Source organism: Gammaproteobacteria bacterium (assembly GCA_016705365.1).
In the GTDB taxonomy this organism is placed as follows: domain Bacteria; phylum Pseudomonadota; class Gammaproteobacteria; order Pseudomonadales; family UBA5518; genus UBA5518.
The window spans coordinates 2,242,384-2,258,116 of sequence record JADIYI010000008.1 but is presented as its reverse complement, the minus strand read 5'-3'; the positions used below and the strand labels follow the sequence as shown (position 1 = coordinate 2,258,116).

The window sequence follows — 15,733 nt, the reverse complement described above, 5'->3', positions numbered from 1 at the left end:
ACCGCCTGGGTGCTCGCGCAATTGCTCACTCTGGTCGTCGACAAAGCGTTTCCGATGCAAGCAGTTGCGCCATGGTGCAGCGCTCATGCGCTTGGCGCCGGATTGGTCGCGCTGTGGAAGCGTATCGAATCTGCCGGAATTCCGTTGTGCGACCGATTCATCGCCATGCGCTCGGTTCCGCGCCACTCAACAGATTGGCGCGGAACCGGCGCGGGTAGCCAAACTTGAGTTACATTTAACAGTTGTCGTGATCATCCATACACCGGGGAGCAACAAGGTGAAAAACAAGGCCCGGCCTGGCGCCCTTCATTCCATCGAAACCGCCAGCGTCGACGAATTGCGGGCACTCCAGTTGCAGCGCATGCGCGCGTCACTGGCGCACGCGTACCGGAACTCCCCGGTCTACCGTGCAAAATTCGAGGCCCATGGCGTGCATCCGGAGGATCTGAAGTGTCTTGCCGACCTGGCGCGCTTCCCGTTCACCACCAAATCCGATCTTCGCGACAACTATCCGTTCGGGATATTCGCGGTGCCCATGGAGCAGGTGGTGCGCATTCACGCCTCCAGTGGCACCACCGGCAAACCGACCGTGGTCGGATACAGTGCACGCGATATCGATACCTGGGCGGAAGTGGCGGCGCGCTCGATCAAGGCTGCCGGAGGGCACGCCGGCGACAAAGTCCATATCTCCTATGGTTACGGCCTGTTTACCGGCGGGCTCGGCGCGCATTACGGTGCCGAGCGGCTGGGCTGCACGGTCATACCGATGTCCGGCGGCCAGACCGAGAAGCAGGTGCAGCTGATCTGCGATTTCAACCCCGACATCATCATGGCGACGCCTTCGTACATGCTCAATATCGCCGACGAGATGGATCGCCAGAAGGTGGACACCCGCCGGCTCGCATTGCGGGTCGGGATGTTCGGCGCCGAGCCCTGGACCGAGGCAATGCGCCAGGAACTGCAATCACGCCTGGGAATCGACGCGGTCGACATCTACGGCCTGTCGGAAGTGATGGGACCGGGCGTGGCGCAGGAGTGCATCGAAACCAAGGACGGGCCGACCGTGTGGGAGGACCATTTCTACCCCGAGATAATCGATCCCGAGACTGGCGCGGTGCTGCCCGACGGAGTCGAGGGCGAACTGGTGTTCACCACGCTGAGCAAGGAGGCGATGCCGATGGTCCGCTACCGCACGCGTGACCTCTCCCGTCTGCTGCCGGGCACCGCACGCACCATGCGGCGCATGGGCAAGATCACCGGACGCTGTGACGACATGCTGATCATCCGGGGCGTGAACGTGTTCCCCTCGCAGATCGAGGAACAGTTGCTGTCGATCGATGCCCTGGCACCGCACTACTACATCGAGGTACGCAAGGAGGGGCACCTCGACGAGATCGCGATCAACGCCGAGCTCAAGCCCGAGGTGGATCCCAGCCAGCGCGAGGCAGCCGCCGCGCTGCTGCGCCACAAGATCAAATCCTACATCGGCATCTCGGCGCAGATCGCGGTGCACAAGACCGGCACCATTCCCCGCTCGGAGGGCAAGGCAAAACGCGTCATCGACCATCGCAAGTCTTGAGTCGCAACCCTGCACCCTTCACAAAACGTGCGGGCCACCGCACGACGGTCTACTATGCAATTCCGAATGAAGGCAGGGATGACAGGAGGCGCATTGCTGCAGCACGGCAAGCTGTCGGGCACAAACGATCTGACCGAGGGCTGGATCCGCAGGACTCCGCCACTGGTCGGCGGAGTGTCGCTCGGCTTGCTGTTCCTTTCCCTGATGTGGCTGCTGCTCGGGATGATCTATCACTTCGGCATTCTGCAGCATACCGAGATCGCCGAAGACCGCCTGAAACGACTCACGGTTGCCGCCGCGGCCATCGTTGATGGCGATGCTCACGAGCGCCTGGTTGCCGCGGAACAAACCGGATCGAAAGAATATCTCCGCCTGATCGACCCGCTGGTGAATTTCCACAACCAGGTCGATGACATCTACTGGCTGTACACCATGCGCGTGGTCGACGGCAAACTGCGCTACGTGCTGGACACCGCCCAGTCGCCGCGTTCGCGCTATACCCGCGATCCCGCGCTGATTTCCTCGATCATGGACCCGGTGACCGACTACTCCCTGGAAGCGGAACCCGGGATGCTGCCGCACATCATGAGCGGCGCGGCGCATCTGAACGCACGCGCCTACGGCTATGGAACGCTGATGCTGCGTACCGCCGAAGCACCGATACACGACAGCCAGGGCCGGGTGGTGGCGATGCTCGGCGCCGATCTCGAGGTTGGCACCTTTCTGGCCGAGCAGCGCCGGTTCAAGATCCTGATCCTGGTTGCCGCCTTTGCCAGCCTGCTCATCGCCATCGCGATCGCCCTGCTCACGATGCTGTTGCACGCGCGCCTGCGCGCCGCCATGGTGCGCCTCGAACAGGAAAGCATCACCGACACGCTCACCGGCTTGTACAACCGCGCCTATTTCAACCGCAGCCTCGCAACCCAGGTCGCACTCGCGCGACGCAACCGCCAGCAGCTGACGCTGCTGACCTTCGATATCGACAATTTCAAGCGAATCAACGACACCTTCGGTCACGGGGGCGGCGACGAGGTTCTGCGCAGTATCGGCAAGCGCCTGACGGCGGTCCTGCGCAGCAGCGATACCTGTTGCCGTATCGGCGGGGAGGAATTCGCGTTGCTGATGCCGGGAGTCGACAGCGAGGTCGGCACCCGGGTGTTCGGGCGTCTGAACAACGCGATCCGTGAACCGCTGCCGCTCGATGGCGTCGCCCACGTCACCACCATCAGCGGCGGAATCGCCGAACTCGACGACGATCCCGATGCGGAAAACAGCCTGCTGTTGCGCGCCGACAAGGCGCTCTACGAAGCCAAGCGCACCGGACGCGACCGGGTGATCGTTGACCACAACGAGGCGGGCTAGATCGCGATCCTTCAGCGCGACATCGCGGCAATGAACTCATCGCGCAACTGGCGCTTGAACAGCTTGCCGCTGGCATTCTGCGGCAGCGGCTCCGCTACCAGCTCGATATGGCGCGGAACCTTGTAATGCGCCAGGCGGTCCTCGAGATAGCCCCGCAGCCGTTCAGGTGTCAGCGCGGTCCCGGCCGGCACGTATGCCACCATTGCCAGTTCCTCGCCCATGTGGGTGTCGGGAACGCCGAACACCACGACCTCCCGCACCTCCTCGAGTTCGTAGGCAGCCTGCTCGATCTCGCCCGGATAGATGTTCTCCCCGCCGCGAATCACGATCTCCTTGATGCGACCGACGATGTGCAGGAAGCCCGCTTCATCGATGCGCGCGAGGTCACCGGTGCGCATCCATTCGCCGTCGCGAATCGCGGCGCTGGCTTGCGGATGGTTCCAGTAGCCGGCACAGACCGTGATTCCACGCACCTGCAATTCACCGGTCTCGCCTTCGGGCAACACCTGCCCTGCGGAATCCACGAAGCGCATCTCGACCAGCGGCGAGCACAACCCCGCCGAACCGGGATCGAGATCGTAGATGCCGCCGCTCATGGTCGCGCCAACCGAGAGCGTTTCCGTCATGCCCCAGCCGGTGGAGCGACTGGGGCCCTGGATCCGCGTTTCGATGAGTTCGGGCAGCCCGGTGGGTGTCGCAGCGCCGGCCAGCGATACCCGAAACAGCGAACGGGTATCGAATTCCCCGAACCGCGGATGCGCCAGCAGGGATTGCACGATGGTCGGCACGCTGGTCAGCCCGGTGACTTTCTCGTCCTGGATCAGGCGCAGGGCCTCGACGGCATCCCAGCGCGGCATCATCACCACCTTGTGCCCGAGTTGCAGCGGCATCAGCAGGCCCGCCACCAGGCCGGTGGCATGGAACAGCGGCACCGTGAGCAGCGCGGCCTCGCGCTCGGCCCCGGCGCGCAATTCGCGTGGCCCCTCGACCGACACCGTGAGGAAACCGAGATAGAACATGTTCATCAGCGCCTGGGCTGCACCGACGTGGCGATGCGCCGTGCCCTTGGGAAAGCCGGTGCTGCCGGAGGTATAGAGGATCATCGCGATATCCTGGGGGTCCACGGCGGCCGCCTCGAAGACGCTTGCTGCGCCTTGCTCCACCAGTGAGGAGAGAGTCGTGACACCCGCCAGCGCAACCTCGGCGGGGCCGCTGGCCAGGATCAGATCGCAGGGCGCGGCGCCATCGAGCAGCGCATGGCGCGCACTGTCGCAGACCAGCACGCGCGCGCCGCTGTCGTGCAGCCCGTGCAGGAGTTCCTGGCTCTTTCCCCAGCTGTTGAGCGGCACCAGGATCGCGCCGCACAATGCGCCGGCAACAAAGGCGATCATCCACTCGGGCGAATTGCGCATGGCGATCGCAATGCGATCGCCACGCCCGATCCCGTAACGGCTGCCTAGCTCGCAGGCGAGCGCGTCGGCCTGCGCGAAGAACTCGCGGTAGCTCAGGCGTCGTCCGGCGTAAACCAGGAACGTCGCCTCACCGTGCGCCCGCCCCGCCTGCAGCAACTGCACAAGGTTCGCGGGTGCATTGGCGAATCCCCTGAAGCGATCCCCATCGACGCTGAATTCGCGCAGCGCGAACGGCGCGCCCTCCGCGGTCAGCTCGGCAGCCTTGCGGTGCACATCCTGCGTCGTGATAGTCATTGCTCAAACCTCCATTCTCATTCGAGCGCGCGGGCAAGGCCCGACCGTTTGCAGCCATCGCGGCGCTTCCTCCAGATAACCGGGCATGCTCCGGCACGGGAGCGGGCGGCGCTGGTGTCCGCGCCGAACAAAGCCGTCTGCCACGGCTTCACGCGGCACGCCGCCGCCATCACGCCTCACAGGTATTCGACCAGGAAATCGCGCATCGCGGTCGAAGACCGGACAAAACCCAACCCATCGTAGGGGACGAAATGATCGCCCTCGATCAGTTCCAGGCGCTTGGGTTCGCCGGCGCGTTCGAAGCTCAGCAGCGCGCCATCGGTCGGTGCCAACTGGTCCTCGCTCGCCACCACCATCAGCAACGGCACCGGCGCGATATGACTCGCACAAACACCCGGGTCGAACGGTGGCGGGCCGCTCGGGAGATTGCGCAGCGTCACGCGATTCTGCCAGGTCCTGCTGGCGCGTGCACCGTGCTCGAGAAACCATTGCGTCGCTTCCGGGAACGACAGGAACACCGGCAGATCGAGCCCTTCCTGCGCCACCACGGCCAGCGGCCCGATCGGATCGCCGCCGGCATCGGCCGGACCACCGCCGCTTTCATCGAGCAACGCCGCGCGAATCGTTTCGAATACACCCGGAGTGGCAAGACGGTCTTCCGTGTCCGGCAGGCTCGCGAACGGAACATTCGCGATGACCGCGGCGACGCGCCTGTCACACGCCGCGACCACCATCACCTCGCCACCGCTGAAGCTCGATCCCCAGATTCCTACCCGCTGCGCATCGACCTCGGGGCGCGCCGACAGCCAGTCGATCGCACGAAAGTAATCACGCGCCTGCGCCCAGATATTGATTTCCTGGCGTGGTTCACCGTCGCTCACGCCGAAATTGCGCTGATCGTAGGCCAGCACCGTGATTCCGGCGTCACAGAAGACCCGCGCGAAGGCATCGAGCCCCATGTCGATCGTCGCCGAGAATCCGTGCGCCATGATCAGCGCGGGGCCGTTGCTCGACCCTGCCGGCGTGTAGAGCCAGCCGCGCAGCGTGACACCACCATGACCGGGAAAGGAAATATCGCTTCGCATGTTCACCCCTCATCTCTGGTACCGATGCCGATCATCGGACCGCAGGCAATTATCACCGCCGTTGACGCCTCGCGTCACGTCGATGCTTGCGGATGGACTCAGGCGGGTAGCGTCCGCAGCCTCATGCGTGCTTGCGCCCGGGGCCGTTACGGCATACCTCGAGCCGATGCGCGAGCGCCCTTGCGTTCGCGCCGCTCGCGGTTTCGCTGTTGATCACCATCAGTCGTTCCAAACGGCCCGCGTGTCAAGCTGAGCGGATCCACCGGCACTGCTGTTCCCGGTACTGCCATCGGCGCGGCTTCAGCCGGTGGTTTGGTCCGGTCCGGTACCCTCCGACAGGAATACTGGCCAGCGCCAGTCGCGAATCTCGGGTTTGTCCACACCGTACTCGTGCGCGTAGTTGACACATTCGCTCTGCAAATTACGCAGCCGCTGTTTGACGTGGGCGCCGGCAACCAGCAACCCCGGAACCCGGTTGATGACATCGATCGCCAAGCTGAAACGATCGGCCTCGTTCTGGATCGCCAGATCCAGCGGCGTGTTTATACTGCCCTTCTCCTTGTAACCACGTACATGCAGGTTCTCGTGATTCGCACGCCGGTAGGCAAGCCGGTGAATCAGCCATGGATAGCCGTGAAAGTTGAAGATGATGGGCCGGTCCCGGGTAAACAGACTGTCGAAGTCACGGTAGGAAAGACCGTGAGGATGCTCCGAGTCCGAAGTCATGGTGTACAGATCAACCACGTTGATGAATCGAATTTTCAACGCCGGAAAATATTCTCGCAGCAATGCCACTGCAGCCAGTGCCTCCTGCGTTGCGATATCGCCGCAACCGACCATGACCACATCGGGTTCGCCGCCCTGATCGTTGCTCGCCCAGCTCCAGATCCCCACGCCGCTGGTGCAGTGCTGGATGGCGGAGTCCATATCCAGATACTGCAGGTGCATCTGTTTGTCGCAGACGATGACGTTCACATCGTTGGTGCTGCGCAGACAGTGGTTGGCAACCGACAACAGCGTGTTGACGTCCGGCGGCAAGTAGATGCGCGTCACGGACGGGCTCTTGTTGACGACCAGATCGAGGAAGCCCGGATCCTGGTGTGTGAACCCGTTGTGATCCTGCCGCCAGACCGTCGACGTGATCAACAGATTGAGGGACGCGACCGGAGCACGCCACGGGATATCGTCGGCGATATCGAGCCATTTGGCATGCTGGTTGAACATTGAATCGATAATGTGGACAAATGCTTCGTAGGTCGAGAAGAAACCATGCCGCCCGGTGAGCAGATAGCCCTCCAGCCAGCCTTCCAGGGTATGCTCCGACAGCAGTTCCATCACCCGGCCGTCCACCGCCAGTTCCCCACCGTCGGCATCCTCCGGCAGGTAGTCGGCCAACCACATCTTCCGGCTGACCTCATACACTGCATTCAGTTTGTTCGACGTCGTCTCGTCCGGACCGAAAACGCGGAAGTTGTGCATATTCCGCTGCATGATATCGCGCAGAAATTCCCCCAGCGGCCGCGTGTTCTCGACCTCCAGCTGTCCGGGCTCATCCAGCTTGACACGGTAATTGCGGAAATCCGGCAGTCGCAGCGCCTTGCGCAGCAGCCCGCCATTGGCGTGCGGGTTTGCGCCCATCCTGCGATTACCCTGCGGCGCAAGTGCGCGTAAGGCCTCGATCAATCTGCCGTCGTCGTCAAACAATTCTTCGGGTTTATAACTGCGCAGCCAGGCTTCGAGCTGCTTGAGGTGCTCCGGGTTGCCGCGTACACCGCTCAGTGGCACCTGGTGTGCCCGCCAGAAGCCCTCCACCTTGCGACCGTCGACTTCCCTGGGGCCGGTCCAGCCTTTCGGGCTGCGCAGCACGATCATGGGCCAGCGCGGCCGGGTCGCCGTGCCACTGCGGCGTGCCTCTTCCTGGACACGCCGGATCTCCAGCACGCAGCGTTCAAGGGTGCTCGCCATCAACTGGTGCATGACGAGCGGATCATCGCCCTCGACAAAGTACGGCGTCCAGCCATAGCCTTCGAACAGCTTGTGCAACTCGTCATGGGAAATTCGCGCCAGCACGGCAGGATTGTTGATTTTGTAGCCGTTCAGATGCAGGACCGGCAACACGGCGCCATCACGCTTGGGATTGAGAAACTTGTTTGAGTGCCAGGCTGCGGCCAGCGGCCCTGTCTCGGCCTCGCCGTCACCGACCACGACACTCACCAGCAGGTCGGGGTTATCGAATGCAGCGCCAAAGGCGTGCGACAGACTGTAACCCAGCTCTCCGCCCTCATTGATCGAACCCGGTGTTTCCGGCGTGCAATGGCTGCCGATGCCGCCGGGAAATGAAAACTCCTTGAAGAACGACTGCATCCCCTCCTCGTTCTCGCCCTTGCCCGGATAAATTTCGGAATAGGAGCCCTCGAGATAAACCGGCGCCAGCACCCCCGGTGCGCCATGCCCCGGACCGGCAAGAAAGATTGCATTCAGCTCATACTTGTTGATAAGCCGGTTCATGTGTACGTAGGTGAAGCTCAGACCCGGGCTGGCGCCCCAGTGGCCGAGCAGTCGCTGTTTTATGTGATCGACCTCGAGTGGCCGGCGCAGCAGAGGATTGTCCTGCAGGTAGATCATGCCGGCCGCCAGATAGTTGCACGCCCGCCAGTAGGCATGAATACGCCCCAGATCGTCTTCACTCAAAACGAAGCCGGTGTTCTGTATACGGGGGGTACTGCTCATGATGCTCTCCTTGATAGTCCTATCCAATCCAGAGATGAGCCTGAAGGAGCCGGATTGAGCGCGCGATCAGGCGGCGGGTTCCCGGGCGCTGTTGATTACGCGAAACAACTCGGCGCGCGCCTTGTTCAGGAGGCGCGCGGCGTCATTGTCGCTGTGTTGCATGGCGATGTCATGCAGATGCTGGAAGTTGAAGCTGATGCCGGGCTCGAGGTATTGCAGGGCATCGGGCAGCGATTCTTCCCTTGGAATCACGTCCGTGCTTCAGGCCCATGTTCCATTGGAAAATGGCTGGGTTAGCACCGATCACGCAGACACTGATATGATCGGTTCAACAGTGCTGGCACATGACTCGGAAGGCAAGACACATGTCGGATCAGGTCGTTGCCGGTCTGCAAGCAAGCAACCCGACCACAAACAATGCGGGTCTTGCGCCAGGCAGCGATGCAGCGTGCGTCGGACGAATCATCGGCATTCGCGGCGGTGTGGTGGACGTTCTGTTCCCGAGACCATCTCCGCGTATCCAGGATCTGGTCCATGCCGGCGACCTGGCCCTGGAAGTCGCATCTCTGCTCGACAACGGCGCCGTTCGCTGCATGGCCCTGGCCCCGGTGCGTGGGCTCGGACTCGGCATGCCGGTACAGACAACCGGCGCGCCCATTCAGGTTCCGGTGGGTAATGCGGTACTGGGGCGCATGCTGAATGTGTTTGGTCACCCGATTGACGGCAAGCCCGCCCCTGCCACTACTATCCGGCGCTCCATTCACCAGGCGCCACCGAGGCTTGAAGATCGCGTGGTTCACAGCGACATCCTGGAAACCGGTATCAAAGCCATCGACCTGTTGTCGCCCATAGAGCGTGGCGGCAAAACTGGTCTGTTTGGCGGAGCCGGAGTGGGCAAAACGGTGCTGATCACCGAATTGATCAACAACACGGTGCAGCATTATCAGGGGGTTAGCCTGTTCTGTGGTATCGGCGAGCGCTCCCGCGAAGCGGAAGAGCTCTATCGCGAGATGGGCGACGCCGGCGTGCGGGACAAGACCGTGATGCTGTTCGGTCAGATGAACGAAGCGCCCGGTGTGCGTTTTCTGGTGGGCAGGACAGCGCTTACCATGGCGGAGTATTTCCGTGATGACCTGCAGCAGGACGTGCTGCTGCTGATCGACAATATTTTCCGCTTCGTGCAGGCCGGCTCGGAGGTCTCCGGCCTGATGGGACGCATGCCGTCGCGGGTGGGCTATCAGCCCACGCTGGCGACGGAACTGGCCTCGCTTCAGGAGCGCATTACCTCTACCCGCAAAGGCGCGATTACCTCGATTCAGGCCGTTTACGTGCCCGCCGATGATTTTACCGACCCGGCCGCGGCCCATATTTTCTCCCACCTTTCGGCGTCTGTGGTGCTGTCGCGCAAGCGGGCCAGTGAGGGGCTCTACCCGGCCGTCGATCCACTGGCTTCAAGCTCGGTCATGCTCACACCCGCCGTGGTCGGCCAGCGCCATTACGATATTGCCCGGGCGGTGCGGCGCACCCTGGCTGAATACGAAGATCTGCGGGATATTATCGCGATGCTGGGCATGGAAGAGCTCTCCGCGGCCGACCGTGCCACGGTAGCGCGGGCGCGCCGGCTCGAGCGTTTTCTTACCCAACCGTTTTTTACCACCGGCTCCTTTACCGGCAGCGACGGCAAGCGGGTGGCGATTGCCGACACCCTGGATGGCTGCGAAACGATTCTGAGCCAGACCCAGTTTGAAGATAACGAAACCGACTATTACATGATCGGCTCTCTGAAAGATCTGGAGCCAAGCTCATGAGTCTCGCGGACAGCATGCAGATAACGCTGCGTCTGCCTACGCGCACCCTGTTCGAAGGCACCGCACAACGGTTGTTCGCCGTCGCTGCGAATGGCGCTTTTGGCATGCTGCCCAACCATATCGATTTTGTCACGGCACTGGTACCGTCGGTGCTGGTCCTGAGCAGTACAGACGGTAGGGAGCAGTTTTTCGGCATCGATGAGGGTGTGCTCGTCAAGCAAGGCCATCAGGTGGATATTGCAATCCGTCGCGGTGTTCAGGGCGAGAATCTGGATTCCCTGCATGACACAATACGGGCCATCTTTATTGAAATTGACGAGGAAGAACGGGTAGCCCGATCTGCGCTGTCACGCCTTGAGGCGGGCATCGTGCGCCGTTTCGGTGACTTGCGGAAGCCACTGGCATGAACCCGAAAAACGATCACTCGGCTGACGCCATCCGCCGCCGTGCCGAGCGCATGCAGCGTGCCCGGAATGAGCCGGGCTTCAGTCCCTTGCGGGGATTGGGTGCTTTCGGGATGATCGGCTGGGCCATCGCGGTGCCAACAGTGGGCGGCGCGTTTCTGGGATTGTGGCTGAACCGGGTGGCGCCGCAGAACTTTTCCTGGCCCATTGTCTTGATTCTGGGTGGCGCAGCGATCGGTGGCATGATCGCCTGGAACTGGGTCGACAAGGAAAGCTCGAATAAGCCGCGGAGTAAATAAGTGCAAAACAAGGGCTCAAAGCGCAAGGGAGACGAGCGGTGATGGTTATAGACTGGGGGGCCGTGTTGCTGGGGTTTTCCATCGGAGTCCCCGTCAGCCTGGTGTTTTTTGCCGGCCTGGCCTGGGGTATGCGGCGGACCCTGCGCTCCACCCGCCCCGGAGTCTTGCTGATATTCAGCTCGGCATGCCGGATTGCGATGCTGCTGGCCGTCAGCTTCTGGGTAACGACATCTGGAGCCAACGCTTGGCCGCTGGCCGGCTACGCACTGGCGTTTTTTCTTGTGCGCCTGGCTGCCGTGCTCTGGGCCAACGCAAGCCGGGCACCCGGCTTGCCCGAACAAGTGGGCGCATAATGCAGTTTTCACCGGATGCGATCATTGTGTTTACGCTGGGGAGCTGGAAGGTAAACGCCACCATCGTCAATACCTGGATTGTGATGGCGTTGCTGGTGGGAATCTCCAGGGTGATTACCCGCAATCTGCGCGCCGATGTGCCACCTGATCGCTGGCGCACAACACTGGAGGTGATCGTACAGACGATTCAGGGCCAGATTGAAGAAATCACCCGGAATTCGGCGCGGCATGTAATGTATTTTGCCGGCACCCTGTTTTTGTTCATTGCGTTATCCAACCTGTTACTGGTAATTCCCGGATTCTCGCCACCCACCGCCTCGTTGTCCACGACAGCGGCGCTGGCGCTGTCGGTGCTGGTGGCGGTACCTTTGTTCAGCATTGCCAGCAGCGGTGTGAAGCGCTACCTTCGAACTTTTATTGAACCCTCGATGGTGATGCTGCCTTTCAACATTATCGGTGAGTTCTCGCGGGGTATCTCGCTGGCAATCCGGCTTTACGGCAACGTCATGAGTGGTGCAGTCATCGCAGCCATCCTGCTGACGGTCGCGCCGTTCTTTTTCCCGGTGGTGATGGATATGCTGGGATTGTTGACCGGCCTGATCCAGGCCTACATTTTTGCCATTCTGGCGACCGTCTATATTTCATCCGCGACGGCAGAGCCGGAGTCTTCAGCGCAGCAACCAGAGCCATCAGTACCTAAAGGGGATAAATCATGACGGATCTCTCGATTATCGCGGCCATTTCCATTTTCACCGCCGGCCTTACGATAGCGATCGGTTCAATCGGCCCCGCCTTGGGCGAAGGACGGGCAGCAGCCGCCGCGATTGCGGCGATTGCCCAGCAACCGGATGCCGCACCGACTTTGTCCCGAACCCTGTTCGTCAGCCTGGCGATGATCGAATCGACTGCTATTTACTGTTTTGTGGTGGCCATGATTCTCATCTTCGCCAATCCCTTCTGGGACGCAATGCAGGTTGCGGCAGGCGGCTAGCATCGTGCATCAGAAACAGGAGAACAAAATACTGCGGATGGACTTTTTCGCACTTTCTGATTCATGACACCAGTACCCACATCCACACCTGGCACGATGCCAGGGCGGATTAGCCAAACGGGGCGCAGGCCATGTCCATCGACTGGATTACCGTTGTCGCGCAGATCGCCAATTTCCTGGTGCTGGTCTGGCTGCTGAAGCGCTTTCTCTACCGCCCGATCCTCGACGGCATCGACGCCCGCGAGGCCGAAATTACCCGACGCATGGCGGAGGCCGGAGAGGCACAGAAAAAGGCGCAGGCGGCAGAAGCGGAATACCGGAAACAGCAAATGCAGTTGCTATCGGACCAGGATGCGAGGGTCGAACAGGCGCTCAGGGCCTCGGAAAGCCAGCGCGATACGCTGCTGGCAGACGCCCGCGCCACGCTCGAGCAGGAGCAGAAGGACTGGCACAGGTATCTGGACCGGGAACGCCACAAGTTCACCGCCCAACTGCACCGGGCCGGGGAAGAAGCCCTGCTGGAGCTGACCCGCAAAGCGCTGCGCGACCTGGCTGACGAAACGCTGGAAGCTGCCATCGTCCGTCATGTGAGCGCGCGGCTGCAGCCGATTGCCCATGAACTGTCACAGGCCGCCGGCGACAGCACCGAGGCGGTGGCCACCACTCGTGACACGCTGCCCGAGGCAGCCCATGCGCAGATGCAGGCGGATATGGAGAATCTGCTGCCCGGCATGGCGCTGCGGTTTGAAACCGATCCGCAGCAGGCACCCGGACTGGTCCTGCGCGTCGGTGGGGCCCAGGTCGCCTGGACCATCGACAGCTACACCGATGAGTTTGGCGCCCTGTTGAATGAGCGTCTGGCCGCCGGCGCTTCCGGCCGGATGCAACCCGATGGTGGATGAGAACACCATAACCAGTGCCGATGGCAGCCTGGCAGAAGGCCGATCTGACGGTCGGTCTGACAAGCACTTTCACGCGTGGCGGACAGCACTGCTGGCGACCCCCTCACCCGCACCGGTGCTTACCGAAGTCGGCACCGTGACCGAAGTAGGCGACGGCGTTGCCGTCGTCTCCGGCCTGGCCCGTGCCCTGGCGGACGAGTTGCTGGTATTTGCATCCGGCGTGCGCGGCATCGTGCTGGACCTTGAGCCAGGCCGGTTGGGCGTTATCCTGCTGGGGCCTTCCGAACTCATCACTCTGGGCGAGGATGTGCGCCGCACCCGCAAAGTAGTGAGTGTGCCGGTTGGCCCCGCATTGCTGGGCCGGGTGATGGACGCCATGGGTCGCCCCCGGGATGGCCTGGGCCCGATCACGGCGGTGGCCGAGCACCCCATTGAAGCCGAGGCCCCGGGCATCCTCAGCCGATCTGCCATTTCCCGGCCACTGGCCACCGGCATCAAGGCGATCGACGCTGCGGTACCGGTGGGTCTGGGTCAGCGTGAACTGATCATCGGTGATCGCCAGACCGGCAAAACCTCGATTGCGGTGGATACCATACTGAACCAGACCCGTTCACAGCTCACGTGCATCTATTGCGCCATTGGTCAGCGTGGCGACGCGGTATCCCGGGTGATCAGAGCCCTGAAAAAAGGCAACATGATGGCCCGCAGCCTGGTTATCTCCGCCGGTGACGAGGAGACTCCGGGCCTGGCCTACGTGGCACCCTATGCAGCCATGGCCATGGCCGAATATTTTTCCGACCAGGGGCAGGATGTACTGGTGGTGTTTGACGACCTGACTCACCATGCCCGCTCTTACCGGGAGCTGTCATTACTGTTACGCCGACCACCGGGGCGGGAGGCTTTTCCCGGTGATATTTTCTATGTTCATGCCCGCCTGCTGGAACGTGCCGGCCAGTTCACCCAGGAGGCCGGCGGTGGCTCGATCACCGCGTTGCCGGTGGTGGAAACCCAGGCCGAGAACCTGTCGGCCTACATCCCGACCAACCTGATATCGATTACCGATGGCCAGATCTACCTGTCGCCGCGACTGGTCCGCAAAAATCAGTTTCCCGCCGTCGATCTGGGGCTGTCGGTTTCCCGCGTGGGCGGCAAGGCACAGAGCCGCGCACTGCGCGAAGTAGCCGGTAACCTGCGGGTTACGCTGTCGCAGTTTGAGGAACTGGAAGACTTTGCCCGCTTTGGCACGCGGCTGGATGATGTCACCCGGGCACGCCTGACCCGGGGTGCGGCGGTTCGAGCAGCCCTGCGCCAGGCCGAGCGCGACCCGATGCCGGCCGTTGAGCAACTGACGGTGCTGGTGGCGGCGATGGAAGGCCTGTTTGACGGGCTGTCTGAGCAAAAGGTGACGGATGCCATGGCCCGTGTCCGAGCCGCCGCACAAAGGCAATTGCAGGCGATTGACGAGCGCATCACCGAAAACCGGGCCCTGCATCCGGAAGATCGCGCGCTGATTATCGAGACGGCTCGCAGCGCCCTGTCGGCCAGCGGCCAGTCAATCGCAGACGAGGTCGGCGATGGCGCAGACGCTTGAAATCCTTTCCCGCCACAGCGATACGCTGACCAGCATTCGCGGCATCGTCCATACGATGAAAACGCTGTCGGCCATTAACGCCGCCCCCTATGAGCATGCCGCTCGCTCGATCGAAGCCTACCACCAGACCATCCTCCAGGGATTTTCAGCCTTCGCACACCGGACCGGCGCGATTGCGCTGCAGTCGAAGGATGCTGCCGAACATTTGCTGGTGGTTTTTGGTTCCGACCACGGGCTTTGTGGTAACTACAACGAAATTCTCGCGGAGCTGGTGAAACACCACTGCCAGGCGCAAACGATCGGGAAACCGCGTTTACTCTGTATCGGTGCACAGATGAACGACGCACTGGCCGATCAGGATTTGTCACCTGAGGCCGTTCTGCTGCCGCCGGCTTCCTCCGAAGGCATTGGCCGCCTGGCGGGAGATATTGTCAGCCGGATCGATGTCATCAGCCGGGGCCAGCCGTTGTACCGTATCGCCGTTAGCCTGGCGTTTACCCGGCGTGGCGAGCATGGCCTGCGGGAGCCGGTCACACAACGTCTGCTGCCACTGGAGCCGAACCTGCTGCGGCGCGGCAGTCGCTGGCATTCGCGTTCCCTGCCCGACTACAGCATGGCCCCGGACACCCTGCTGGCCTCACTGATCCGCAGTCATATCTTCGCCAGCGTATTCCACGCCTCGGCAGAAGCCATGGTCACCGAAAATTCGGCACGGCTGGCGCTGATGCAACAGGCTGAACAGTCGGTCGATGATCGCCTGGAGCAGGTACGGGGGGAGCTGAGATCCGTCCGCCAAACCGAAATCACCAACGAACTGATGGATGTCATCATTGGTTTTGAAGCGCTGAAAAAAAAGCCCGGACGTGGTGAGCGTGGATGATTGCAACCTTGTTATTGATGACACGCTCCTTGAGCGTGTGTCC

At 62.0% G+C, this 15,733-nt stretch carries 15 protein-coding genes; 11 read left to right on the top strand and 4 right to left on the bottom strand.

Features of this window, described 5'->3' with window-relative positions; all coding sequences use genetic code 11:
• The first annotated feature begins 85 nt into the window (after window positions 1-85).
• Entirely contained in the window at window positions 86-1,579 is a 1,494-nt protein-coding gene (gene paaF / locus IPF49_17920; protein MBK6289476.1) for a phenylacetate--CoA ligase, read from the top strand.
• 78 nt (window positions 1,580-1,657) lie between these two features.
• On the top strand, window positions 1,658-2,941 hold the full coding sequence (locus IPF49_17915; protein ID MBK6289475.1) for a GGDEF domain-containing protein: 1,284 nt from the start codon (window positions 1,658-1,660) through the stop codon (window positions 2,939-2,941).
• Window positions 2,942-2,952: 11 nt separating this feature from the next.
• On the opposite strand, the gene IPF49_17910 is transcribed toward IPF49_17915, so the two are convergent.
• The 4 genes from IPF49_17910 to IPF49_17895 form a co-directional block, all read right to left on the bottom strand.
• The gene (locus IPF49_17910; GenBank protein ID MBK6289474.1) at window positions 2,953-4,647 is read right to left on the bottom strand and encodes an acyl--CoA ligase; all 1,695 of its coding nucleotides are present in this window, start codon (window positions 4,645-4,647) and stop codon (window positions 2,953-2,955) included.
• A gap of 176 nt (window positions 4,648-4,823) precedes the next feature.
• Window positions 4,824-5,732, bottom strand: a complete 909-nt coding sequence (locus IPF49_17905) for an alpha/beta fold hydrolase (GenBank protein MBK6289473.1) — start codon at window positions 5,730-5,732, stop codon at window positions 4,824-4,826.
• A 300-nt stretch (window positions 5,733-6,032) separates the two neighbouring features.
• Window positions 6,033-8,462: a phosphoketolase family protein gene (locus tag IPF49_17900; protein ID MBK6289472.1), complete on the bottom strand. Its 2,430-nt coding sequence runs from the start codon at window positions 8,460-8,462 to the stop codon at window positions 6,033-6,035.
• Between the two features lie 66 nt (window positions 8,463-8,528).
• A complete protein-coding gene (locus tag IPF49_17895; GenBank protein MBK6289471.1) occupies window positions 8,529-8,714 on the bottom strand; it encodes a hypothetical protein in 186 nt (61 codons plus the stop codon).
• A 113-nt stretch (window positions 8,715-8,827) separates the two neighbouring features.
• Here IPF49_17895 and IPF49_17890 point away from each other — a divergent pair, with 113 nt between their 5' ends.
• The 9 genes from IPF49_17890 (at window position 8,828) to IPF49_17850 (ending at window position 15,690) form a co-directional block, all read left to right on the top strand.
• Window positions 8,828-10,270: a F0F1 ATP synthase subunit beta gene (locus IPF49_17890; protein ID MBK6289470.1), complete on the top strand. Its 1,443-nt coding sequence runs from the start codon at window positions 8,828-8,830 to the stop codon at window positions 10,268-10,270.
• Complete coding sequence (locus IPF49_17885) at window positions 10,267-10,677, top strand: ATPase (protein MBK6289469.1); 411 nt, start codon at window positions 10,267-10,269, stop codon at window positions 10,675-10,677. The genes IPF49_17890 and IPF49_17885 overlap by 4 nt, the downstream gene beginning before the upstream one ends.
• A complete protein-coding gene (locus tag IPF49_17880) occupies window positions 10,674-10,973 on the top strand; it encodes an AtpZ/AtpI family protein (protein ID MBK6289468.1) in 300 nt (99 codons plus the stop codon). Before IPF49_17885 ends, IPF49_17880 begins: the two co-directional genes overlap by 4 nt.
• Before the next feature lie 41 nt (window positions 10,974-11,014).
• Window positions 11,015-11,326, top strand: a complete 312-nt coding sequence (locus IPF49_17875; GenBank protein ID MBK6289467.1) for an ATP synthase subunit AtpR — start codon at window positions 11,015-11,017, stop codon at window positions 11,324-11,326.
• Window positions 11,326-12,042 carry a F0F1 ATP synthase subunit A gene (locus tag IPF49_17870; protein MBK6289466.1) on the top strand — a complete coding sequence of 239 codons (717 nt, stop codon included), beginning with the start codon at window positions 11,326-11,328 and terminating at the stop codon, window positions 12,040-12,042. The genes IPF49_17875 and IPF49_17870 overlap by 1 nt, the downstream gene beginning before the upstream one ends.
• Window positions 12,039-12,317, top strand: a complete 279-nt coding sequence (locus IPF49_17865) for a F0F1 ATP synthase subunit C (protein ID MBK6289465.1) — start codon at window positions 12,039-12,041, stop codon at window positions 12,315-12,317. Before IPF49_17870 ends, IPF49_17865 begins: the two co-directional genes overlap by 4 nt.
• Window positions 12,318-12,448: 131 nt before the next feature.
• Window positions 12,449-13,219, top strand: coding sequence for a F0F1 ATP synthase subunit B (locus IPF49_17860; protein ID MBK6289464.1), 771 nt, complete (start codon window positions 12,449-12,451; stop codon window positions 13,217-13,219).
• Entirely contained in the window at window positions 13,209-14,810 is a 1,602-nt protein-coding gene (locus tag IPF49_17855) for a F0F1 ATP synthase subunit alpha (protein ID MBK6289463.1), read from the top strand. The genes IPF49_17860 and IPF49_17855 overlap by 11 nt, the downstream gene beginning before the upstream one ends.
• Complete coding sequence (locus IPF49_17850; GenBank protein ID MBK6289462.1) at window positions 14,794-15,690, top strand: F0F1 ATP synthase subunit gamma; 897 nt, start codon at window positions 14,794-14,796, stop codon at window positions 15,688-15,690. Before IPF49_17855 ends, IPF49_17850 begins: the two co-directional genes overlap by 17 nt.
• Window positions 15,691-15,733 lie beyond the last annotated feature (43 nt).